The organism is Ligilactobacillus agilis DSM 20509 (genome assembly GCF_001436215.1).
Taxonomy (GTDB): domain Bacteria; phylum Bacillota; class Bacilli; order Lactobacillales; family Lactobacillaceae; genus Ligilactobacillus; species Ligilactobacillus agilis.
Window position 1 is genome coordinate 18,522 of sequence record NZ_AYYP01000068.1, and the last position, 9,633, is coordinate 28,154.

The window sequence follows — 9,633 nt, forward strand, 5'->3', positions numbered from 1 at the left end:
CTTGCTTGGTTCAAGGTTGGACCGAGCAGGGGGTTTTTAGGTTATATTTAAAAATTGTGTTATAATGAAGTTGGAAACGGATACTATAATTAGAAGGTGATATTATGGCACCAAGAGAAATTCATTTTACCTTTGGCCCTAAAGAAGCTTTAAAAAAGCTTATCCAAGCGCATCCAGACCGTAAGCTACTATTATTTCAAGCGGTAACGGATAAGGAACGCTACATGTTGTTTGACTATTCTGGAAAAGAAACCATCTTTAGTGGGGGCTTATCCTACCAAGTCGTACGGCAAGTGGAGTTTGATAAAGATTGGGATGGCTTCTTTGAATTTCGCTACCTAACCTTAGATGAAGATGAACAAAAGGTCTTTCGGGCAATCATGGATAAGTGGGTCCGCAAGGATGGCCGCCCATTTGGGTTAAACGAAACGGTTATCTTGCAGTCCGAAAAGAAGAACTTTGAATTCTTGATGATTAATGTCTGGGAAGCAGAGGCTGATTTTGTGGACTGGACTAACCTTAAGGATAACGAATTACAACAATTTGGCAACGCCGGTAACGATCAGGCCTTAGTGGTCGAATATAAGCGCGCTAAGTAAATTAGCTAGGTCTTCCAAGCACTGTTGGGAGGCCTTTTTTGGGCACAAAAAAACCCTTTGCCCATCTCATTCATACATATCTACTTGGAGGTTCCAGTGTCGACTCCACAGCGTTCACCTAAGGGCAAAGGGTATTCAACTTATAATAAGGAGTTGTAATTGGTCCCACATCCTTTATGCTTATTATCCTAGGTTCTACAATTAGCGAAGCTTCTATGCCACTACACTTAACGTTAGTTCACCAGATGCTACGTCTTGTTACACTGTAGCTAGTTGTTACGGACAACCTCTAATCGACTATATATTAACCGAGTGACTACAGTTACGACACCTAATTGCGGGAATCCTTGGACTCCTTACACTTATTTTATAACATAGTTTTAATTAAATTGCAAGCGTTTTCTTTTGAAATCCCCAACCTGCTTGCTTAGCAAACTGTTAGTTGATCTAACCAGGCCAGCTGGTTTTCTTGGCGCGAGATGGCTCGTTGTAAAATTAGGTAGTGGCCGTAGTTATGGTTGATTTTCTCCGCGGTATCAAACAGCTCAGCCTCCCGCTTCTTCAAGTGGGCTAGGTTTTGGCTGACAAGCTTTTTTTGGTTAGCAATCAAGGTTTTGAGCCGGGGATCGTCCGCACGCTTAATAAAGAACACCTTCAAAGAAAAGAGGTCCTTTGAGACTGGGAGTTTGGCAACGGGGGTAGCCAACCAGTCAGCTATGATTTCCTTACCTAAATTAGTGGGCCGATAGTAAATTTCCTTATCATTATCTTCCTTTTGGTAACTGTCAATCCAGCCATCCGTTAACATGTGCTTTAGTTCGGGATAAATCTGACTGTGGGATGATTTCCAAAATTCCCCAATTTCGTATTTGAACTCATCTGTAATCTGTTTACCAGTAGCATCGCCTTTTTCAAGAATGCCGAGGATAACGTAGGGGAGAATTCTTTTTTGTGGCATAAGTACCCTTCCTTTATTAATTCTTAGGGTTAATTATACACCGAAAAAGGGGGGATTATTTATTTCTTTTTTAGTTAAAATCGTAAAAATGACCGGCTAAAATGTCAGTTGTCATAATAGGGGAGAGGTCCTCGTTGATTATAAAAAAGACTTAACTGCGCTGACAATTAAGTCCGGATTAATAATTATTTTTCAGTTGCACCTTGCCCTGCTTTAACAAAATCCTTTTGGATGACAAAGGAGATGATAAAGGCAATTAAATCAATCAAGATGAAGGTAATCAAGGTTACCGTGTATGTCCCTAGTAATTCATGGGTAAAGGAAAGTAAGACTGGACCCACCATCCCGGCTACGCCCCAAGCTGTAAGGATGTAACCGTGGATAGCTCCGAGCTCCTTAGTCCCAAAAACATCGCTTAGGTAAGCTGGAATAACTGAGAAACCAGCCCCGTAGCAAGAAAGAAGGAGGCAGAGTGCCACGACAAAGACGAATGGAACGTGGAAGAAGAGCATAGCTGCTAACATCATGATATCCACCAAGAAAATTAAGCTAAAAGTTAGCGGCCGGCCGATAAAGTCGGAAAGGGTAGCCCAGATTAGGCGTCCAACCCCGTTGAAGAGCCCGATAACTCCGACCATGACAGCGGCAGCCCCGGCGGTCATGGCAGTCATGGATTGGGCCATTGGTGAAGCCGCTGATACCAACCCAATCCCGCAAGTGATGTTGATGAAGAACATGAACCATAAGAAGTAAAATAACTTAGTCTTAAGTGCTTGATTAGCTGTTAGTTGTTGGCCGCCAGTCAAGCTGGTAGCGTTAGTCTTAGCCACTGCAGCGGCAGGTAATTCCCCTGCTTGGGGCTTTTTGATAAATTGTGCCGAAATAATCATGACAGTAAAGTAGACTAACCCGAGGATATAGAAGGTGTTGGAAATACCAACGCCAGCGATTAATCTTTGGGCAATTGGGCTAGTAAGCATGGCGGCAAAACCAAAGCCCATGATGGCTAAACCAGTTGCCAAACCGCGCTTGTCTGGGAACCACTTGATAATGGTTGAAACGGGAGTTACGTATCCAGATCCCAAGCCAAGCCCACCGATTACTCCGTAAGCAAGGTAGAGTAACCATAATTGGTGGGAGTGGATCGCAAGTCCAGTTAAGATAGTACCTGTTCCGTAACAGATAGCGGAAATGGTTCCAGTTACACGGGGGCCTAATTTCTCAACTAAGCGTCCCATAAAGGCAGCTGACATCCCTAAAAAGAGGATGGCAATACTAAAGGCAAATGAGACCGCTGATTCTGACCAGCCAGTTTCAGCTACGATGGGGTTGCTATAGACACTCCAAGCATAAACCGAGCCAATCATTAGGTGTAACACAACCCCAGCGGTAGCAACAACATAACGATTCGTTTTTTTCAAGTTAAACTACGTCCCTTCTGCTGAAAAACTTTCTTCTCTCTTTTAAAACACGAACGTTATTAGTTTGTTAAACCATAATCATTCGATGAACAAAGCTTAACACAGAAATGAATCTGACGCAATCTATTTTCTGCTAGAATTTTTTAACTGAAGACTTGTAAAAACTCGGGCAGGAGACTGAAGAGTTGAAAGGTACCCGTGGCAATCACTAATTTGAAATTTTGGTTAGTAGTTAGGTAGGCTTCTCGCCTGTTTAACCAAGCTAAGTAGCAACAACTAAGCACGATGCCGCCCGCCCCAATAGATAGGTTAGTCGCCGCTGTTAAAGCTTGCTTCTTTATTAAAAGGGCCAGCAATTCTAGCAGGCAGGCACCAAGGTAGGGGCTACGTGAAACAAAGTAAAGGCGAAAGAGGCTAGCAAAGCGCAGTTGAATATCAAAGAGGTAAACAAATAAGAAACTAAGCCCCAAGGTTAAGCCAAGCGAGCTAAGGTACCACAAGCTTTGGAAGGTAAGCTGGTAAACAAAGTCGGCCTGGGTGTGATAAAGGGCGGTTAAACTGATACTGGTAATCCGAATAAGCAAGAGGGCGGCAAAAATAAGGGCCGCCCAAGAACGGGAAGTGAAGTAAGGACGCTGGATAATCCGCTTATCTTTGTACATATGAATTCCATCTTGATTAATTTTGAATTAAATTTCAATTACATTATACCGTTATTTAAATTAGAAAACAATCAAAGGTTGTTTCACATGAAACACATTAGATTTGGTCAAAAAAATAACCGGCATTGCTATTAGCATACCGGTTATTTTAGGGAAGACTAGCAAGCTAGTCCAACTCGTTTAGGAGGGATTCATCAATTACTCAATCTCAATCTTGTGGCTATTAGAAATTTCTTCAGCCGTCTTAGGTAAGGTAACGGTTAAGACCCCGGCTTCATACTTAGCAGAAATCTTATCCTTATCTACGTTAGGGAATTGATATTGGCGGGTAAAGCGACCGTATGACCGTTCACTTGAAAGGAGATTGCCCTTAGCATCACTTTCATCACTGAAGGAGTCCCGCTTTGCAGAGATTGTCAAAGCATGGTCTTTGAAGTCAATGTCAATGTCCTTTTTATCTACCCCAGGAAGATCAACTGCGACCGTATAAGCAGTATCGCTCTCTGAAATATCAGTCTTCATTTCCTTAAATGAATCATCAAAGCCATTAAAGAATGAACGACCGAGATTACTGAAGAAGTCATCGCCGCCCTTCATCAACTCGTTAAAACGGTTATTTAATTCATTTGCCATATCAAAGACTTCCTTTCTTTATCCTTACAACTATATCTTAGTCCCATTTACACCAAAATGCTAACAAAAAGCCCTATTATTTTTAGCCGCCTTAAAAGTTTTTGGCTAGCATGATTAACTTAAAATATTACGCCAATCATGGCCAAGCCGCGCGCCCAATTTAACTCTCGTTGCCCATAAGCTGCAATCTTTTTATAAAAAGCACTAGTTTCCAGACTCATTTTCTTTTGCGCCGCTAAATTCTTGATGCCTAGCTGCCTTAGCCCAGCCGCCAAGCCCATCAATTCATTAGCAAAATTCTTGTCAGTAACCCTATTTTTAAAGTTCACCAAAATGGCCCGTTCGTCTTGAGTCACATTGGCATTCAAAATCAAGTCGTACACTTCGTTCATAATCTCTGCTTCCGTTATCTTGGTCATCTAATTACCCCCTAAGATATTTCCAATAAATAGCAACCGCACCGTTACTAATTCAGATTATAAAACAGAGAAGAGAAACCGAGGATAAAATTTCCTAATCCGGATAATATTAAGCCTAATTTCGTAAGAATTTAGTGTCTTAGAAATTGAAAGGGGTAGGCTACCTATTTAAGCTTAACTTTTTAAGTTTTTAGCCGATATAATAAACAAGTTGACGGAATTTGATAGAGAAACCGCCGGAATTTGGAATTTAGCACTCAAATTCAGTGAATTACGCTAGAATTTGGTGGTAATCAAATGAAAGGAACGACTAATGATGAAATCCGTCAACCAATTCAAACCATTAAGTAAGAAGAAACTTAATATGATATATGGTAGAGTACTTGGAGGATTTTTCTGGTACGACTATAAAATGAGGCAAAGAAACAAGTGATGGTAAATATTTTATTTGTAATTTTTTTATTGGAAAATGTAGCTTTTGATTTGATAGTTTGTTTTAAGAAGGGATATTTTAACCTTCGTAAATCAGTATTTATAGGAATTATATTAGTAAGTATAGAATCTTTACAGGTTGTCATATCTATGACGAAAGAACTCATATTAGATAGCAATGTATTTTTTGGAATTTTTGAGTTTGTAGTGCTTTATTTATTCTGTCGGGGGTACCTAATTAATTTAGCCAGGGTAGTCGCGCTTGATGCTGCTGAAAAAATGGTCTACTTTGACGAAGAAGGGAACATTGCTTGCCCGGTGGCAACACGAAGATTAAGGGACTTAAAACGTAAGCTGACTTGACAGAAGTGGGAAATGATGTTATGCTTAGGTTTCTATTATACGGTGCAAAAAGAGGCCAGGACTAAAAATCCTGGCCTCTTTTATTTGCGTTTGCGCTTCTTAAAGCGTTTGTGAAGGTCGTCCAAAACAAGGAGGGCAACTAAGACAATGGCGACAATGTAGCCGGTCACCCCTAAGTTATAGATGGCAGGGTGGTTGGCACTGCCTTCTACTAAGAGGGAGGAGGCCAGGATAATCGCCGCTAAGACGAGGGCGATGATAATCCGGTTGGCAAGGTGGTCGATGCGGTCAAGGAGCTTATCTTGGCCCTTGTAGCGAACCGAAAAGCGGGTTTGCCCGGAACTAACGACGTCAAAAAATTTGCTGGCCTTGGTGGGCAGTTGGCTAGTAGCCTTAAGTGACTGGAGGGTATCGAAGCTCAAGTCTTCTAAGCTAGTTTTGAGGTTGAACTTGCGCTTGAGGTAGGCCTTGCCTAAGGGGCGAGCAACGTCCATCATCGAAAGGTCGGGGTCTAGCTGGGAGACTAAGCCCTCTAGTGAACCGAAGGCCTTGACTAGGAGGGTTACCTCGGCTTTCATTTGTAAGTTATTTTTCCGGCAGAGGCCGATCACGCTATAGAGCATAGCCGGGAAGTTGATTTGATCTAAGCCCATGTTCATGAAGGGGGTTAGGAACAAACCGAGTTCCTCGTAGAAGTCTTCGCTATCGACCGGCCCGGTTTGATTGCAGACTGCCAGGATGGCCTGGCCGATTTGGCGGATGTCCTTGGTGTTTAAGGCAAGGACAATCTGGGCAATGCCATCAATCATGCTCGGAGTTAAGCGCCCCATCATTCCAAAGTCAAGGTAGACTAGGCGGTAAGGCGGAAGTGGTTGGTTTTTAGCCCACACCACTTTATTCCCGTGAAACTCGTAACTAAAAGCCTCCTTGGCTTGATTTTCCTGGTAATTAGGATCGCCTTCCTTGAGCCGGTAGAATAAGATGTTACCTGGGTGGGGGTCAGCGTGAAAGAAGTTATCTTCAAAGACTTGTTTTAAAAAGTTATTGACCAATACCTGGGCTAGGTATTTGCGCTCGGCCTTTTGACTCTCAGCCACTGCAAGGTCCTTGCTGATTGGTTGGGCCAGGTAATTTTTAATACTTTTACCTGGCATGGAGCTGTTCACCAAGACCTTTTGGGCGGAGTATTGCTTGTAGACCTTAGGTACCCGGATGATACCGTCATTATTGTTATAGTGATAAAATTCCTGGCCGTTTTCTATTTCGATTTCGGTATTGATTTCATTTAGAAGCGAGGTCCTAATTTCGTTAAAAATCTCCCGGGGATTGATGGCGCCGATGTCGGGGGTGAACTTAGTCATTCGTAATGCTAGGCGGAATAAGGCCAAGTCGGTAGCAATTAGGCGGGCAACCTCGGGGTGTTGGATTTTAACCACGACTTTGGTACCGTCTTTTAAAATGGCTCGGTGGGTTTGGCCGATTGAGGCGGAAGCAAAAGGAGTTTCATCAAAAAAGCTAAAGACCTCATTGAGTTTTTTACCAGTCTGTTCTTCAAAGGTGGTTTTAACGCTGGTAAAATCATCGACTTCAACGTTATCTTGGAGTTGACGCATTTCGGCGATAAAGGCAGGCGAGATTAGGTCGGGTCGAGTTGAAAGTAACTGACCGGCCTTGATGAATGTTGGGCCTAACTTTTGAAAGGCCAAGCGTACTTCCCGGGGGTTGCGTTGGTTGATAAAGTTAGTAATTACATTATGGTTGCGCATTACCCGGACAATCTCTAAGAGCCGGGTCCGGCGACTGCCACGGGTTAAGTTATTAGAAGAATCAGGCCTGGTCATAAGAAAGCCACCTTTCGTTAAATGCTATTGTTATTCTACCACGTCTAGCTAGAACTGTTGCTAAATAATAAATCGCTTGGATTAAAATTAATTTATTCTCATTAAATTCTTGCTTTTATCCGGGAAATAAATTATAATTTACTCATCGTTAGTTAATGTTTTCTAAGATTTAGGGAGGAAATAGCTATGAAATTTAAAAAGGTGATTGCAACCGGGGCATCACTTGTTGCTTTAGGGCTCGCGCTAACAGCTTGTGGCTCTAACAGTAGCAAGTCAGGCCTCGCTGACAAACAAGTCCTTAACTGGAGTTATGCTTCAGAACTACCATCAATGGACTTGTCAACTGCGACTGATACCATCAGTTTTGACCAATTAAATTCCACAATGGAAGGGATTTATCGAATTGGTAAGAATAGTAAGGTTGAACCAGGTCTAGCAACTAAGACAGAAGTATCTAAGGATGGTTTAACTTACACATTTACTTTGCGTAAGAATGACAAGTGGTCAAACGGTGACCCTGTAACCGCACAAGATTTCGTTTATTCCTGGCGGCGGACAGTTGATCCTAAGACGGGTTCACAATACGCCTACCTCTTTGATGGCATTGCCAATGCCAATGACATCATCGCTGGTAAGAAGGCCGTTGATACTTTAGGAATCAAGGCTGAAGGTAAGTACAAGTTAGTTGTAACTTTAGAAAAGAAGTTACCATACTTCAAGTTGTTGATGGGCTTCCCTGTCTTCTTCCCACAAAACCAAAATGTGGTTGAAAAATACGGTAAGAAGTACGGGACAGCTGCTAAGTACCTTGTTTACAACGGACCTTTCAAGATGGAAGGCTGGAGTGGCTCTAACCTTAGCTGGAAGTTAGTTAAGAACAAGAACTACTGGGATAAAAAAGACGTTAAGTTATCTCAAATCAACTTTAGCGTTAACAAGTCAACGACAACTTCATACAACCTCTACCAATCTAAGAAACTTGACTACACTCCTTTGAGTACGGAACAAGCTAAGCAATTGAAGGGGAAAGATGGTTATCGAGTCTTGAAGGAAGCGCGGACAAACTACTTAGAATTCAATGAAACTAACAAGGTCTTCGCTAACAAGAAGATTCGTCAAGCGCTCTCTTATGCAGTTAACCGCCAAGTCTTAGCTGACAAGGTGTTAGGGGCAGGGACATTACCATCACTCGGAATTGTTTCACGTGATTTAGCCTTTAACAAGGGCAAAGACTTCGCCGTGGCAGCTAAAACAACTGCCGGGGTAACTTACAACAAGGCTAAGGCCCAAAAGTTACTCAAGGAAGGTTTAGCTGAAGTAGGTCAATCTAAGTTAAGCTTCACTTTATTAGGTGATGATACTGATGTTTCTAAGCAAGTAACAGAATCACTTCAAAGTCAAATTCAACAAGCCTTACCAGACGTGGATGTGTCTGTATCTAACGTTCCATTCAAGACTCGTTTACAACGGTCAGAAGACGGCGACTTTGACGTAGTTGTTTCTGCTTGGGGGGCTGACTTTGCTGACCCAATCTCCTTCTTAGACCTCTTCACTTCTGACAACTCCTACAACAACGGGAAGTGGAAGAACGCTGAATACGACAAGTTAATTACAGCTTCTAAGACAACTGATGCTGGTAACGTTGACAAGCGTTGGGACGACATGGTGAAAGCTTCTAAGATCTTGAGTGAAGATCAAGGGGTAGCACCACTTTACCAATTAAACGTGGCTTACATGCTTAACCCATCAGTTAAGGGTGTTATCCAAAACACTGCCGGGGTAACCTGGTCATTTAAGGACGCCTACATTGCTAATAAGTAAGGGGCGTTAGCAACTCTTTAACATAACGATTGAACTACAAGCTAGTGTACTTTGATGCTAGCTTGTGGTTTTTTTATTGCTTAATTTTACTTGCCTGATTGCGGCCTGTTAAAAAAGTTGCAACTTTTTTAAATTAATCGCCGACTTTTTGCGTATATCTATAGTGAAGGGTAAATTATTCTCTTTGCCTTTCAAATTTTATATAATTAAAGGAGAAGCAAATGGTAAGTAAGCAAAAAATCCGGCGCAAACTGGCCCAGGCCGACTTCACTGACGACGTCATGTTTGAGCTGGTCATGTCTCAGTTAGAAATTTGTCGCAAATTCTTAAAGGCGGTCTTACCGCAGTTAGACTTTACTAAGATTAAAGTCGTCGACCAAAGCCACTTAAAAACCGACTATTTGTCTAAGGCAGGCCGCTTAGACATCCACTGTACCGATGCTTATGGTAACCAATTCGATATCGAGCTGCAGATGACTAACGA

10 protein-coding genes are annotated in these 9,633 nt (G+C 42.2%); 4 read left to right on the forward strand and 6 right to left on the reverse strand.

The features are described 5' to 3' along the window. Positions 1-104 precede the first annotated feature (104 nt). Positions 105-599: a hypothetical protein gene (locus FC14_RS08685; protein WP_056977452.1), complete on the forward strand. Its 495-nt coding sequence runs from the start codon at positions 105-107 to the stop codon at positions 597-599. Between the two features lie 427 nt (positions 600-1,026). Here FC14_RS08685 and FC14_RS08690 read toward each other — a convergent pair whose 3' ends face one another. The 5 genes from FC14_RS08690 to FC14_RS08710 form a co-directional block, all read right to left on the reverse strand. Beyond that, a complete protein-coding gene (locus tag FC14_RS08690; protein ID WP_056977454.1) occupies positions 1,027-1,557 on the reverse strand; it encodes a PadR family transcriptional regulator in 531 nt (176 codons plus the stop codon). A 185-nt stretch (positions 1,558-1,742) separates the two neighbouring features. Then, complete coding sequence (locus FC14_RS08695) at positions 1,743-2,924, reverse strand: L-lactate MFS transporter (RefSeq protein WP_056977482.1); 1,182 nt, start codon at positions 2,922-2,924, stop codon at positions 1,743-1,745. 197 nt (positions 2,925-3,121) lie between these two features. Next, entirely contained in the window at positions 3,122-3,640 is a 519-nt protein-coding gene (locus FC14_RS08700; RefSeq protein WP_056977456.1) for a hypothetical protein, read from the reverse strand. Between the two features lie 198 nt (positions 3,641-3,838). After that, the gene (locus FC14_RS08705) at positions 3,839-4,273 is read right to left on the reverse strand and encodes an Hsp20/alpha crystallin family protein (protein ID WP_056977458.1); all 435 of its coding nucleotides are present in this window, start codon (positions 4,271-4,273) and stop codon (positions 3,839-3,841) included. 119 nt (positions 4,274-4,392) lie between these two features. Further along, a complete protein-coding gene (locus FC14_RS08710; RefSeq protein ID WP_056977460.1) occupies positions 4,393-4,692 on the reverse strand; it encodes a bacteriocin immunity family protein in 300 nt (99 codons plus the stop codon). A gap of 429 nt (positions 4,693-5,121) precedes the next feature. Here FC14_RS08710 and FC14_RS08715 point away from each other — a divergent pair, with 429 nt between their 5' ends. After that, complete coding sequence (locus FC14_RS08715; RefSeq protein WP_056977462.1) at positions 5,122-5,487, forward strand: hypothetical protein; 366 nt, start codon at positions 5,122-5,124, stop codon at positions 5,485-5,487. Between the two features lie 80 nt (positions 5,488-5,567). On the opposite strand, the gene FC14_RS08720 is transcribed toward FC14_RS08715, so the two are convergent. After that, a complete protein-coding gene (locus FC14_RS08720; RefSeq protein WP_056977464.1) occupies positions 5,568-7,328 on the reverse strand; it encodes an ABC1 kinase family protein in 1,761 nt (586 codons plus the stop codon). A gap of 186 nt (positions 7,329-7,514) precedes the next feature. On the opposite strand from FC14_RS08720, the gene FC14_RS08725 reads away from it, so the two are divergent. After that, positions 7,515-9,149, forward strand: a complete 1,635-nt coding sequence (locus FC14_RS08725; protein WP_056977467.1) for a peptide ABC transporter substrate-binding protein — start codon at positions 7,515-7,517, stop codon at positions 9,147-9,149. Positions 9,150-9,370: 221 nt separating this feature from the next. Then, a partial coding sequence (locus FC14_RS08730) for a PD-(D/E)XK nuclease family transposase (protein WP_202813012.1) occupies positions 9,371-9,633 on the forward strand: 263 nt, incomplete at its 3' end.

What these genes read in the sequence shown, in the direction of transcription:
- FC14_RS08685 (WP_056977452.1), top strand. Translation starts at nt 105, where the DNA reads ATGGCACCAAGAGAAATTCATTTTACCTTTGGCCCTAAAGAAGCTTTA.
- FC14_RS08690 (WP_056977454.1), bottom strand. Translation starts at nt 1,557, where the DNA reads ATGCCACAAAAAAGAATTCTCCCCTACGTTATCCTCGGCATTCTTGAA.
- FC14_RS08695 (WP_056977482.1), bottom strand. Translation starts at nt 2,924, where the DNA reads ATGATTGGCTCGGTTTATGCTTGGAGTGTCTATAGCAACCCCATCGTA.
- FC14_RS08700 (WP_056977456.1), bottom strand. Translation starts at nt 3,640, where the DNA reads ATGTACAAAGATAAGCGGATTATCCAGCGTCCTTACTTCACTTCCCGT.
- FC14_RS08705 (WP_056977458.1), bottom strand. Translation starts at nt 4,273, where the DNA reads ATGGCAAATGAATTAAATAACCGTTTTAACGAGTTGATGAAGGGCGGC.
- FC14_RS08710 (WP_056977460.1), bottom strand. Translation starts at nt 4,692, where the DNA reads ATGACCAAGATAACGGAAGCAGAGATTATGAACGAAGTGTACGACTTG.
- FC14_RS08720 (WP_056977464.1), bottom strand. Translation starts at nt 7,328, where the DNA reads ATGACCAGGCCTGATTCTTCTAATAACTTAACCCGTGGCAGTCGCCGG.
- FC14_RS08725 (WP_056977467.1), top strand. Translation starts at nt 7,515, where the DNA reads ATGAAATTTAAAAAGGTGATTGCAACCGGGGCATCACTTGTTGCTTTA.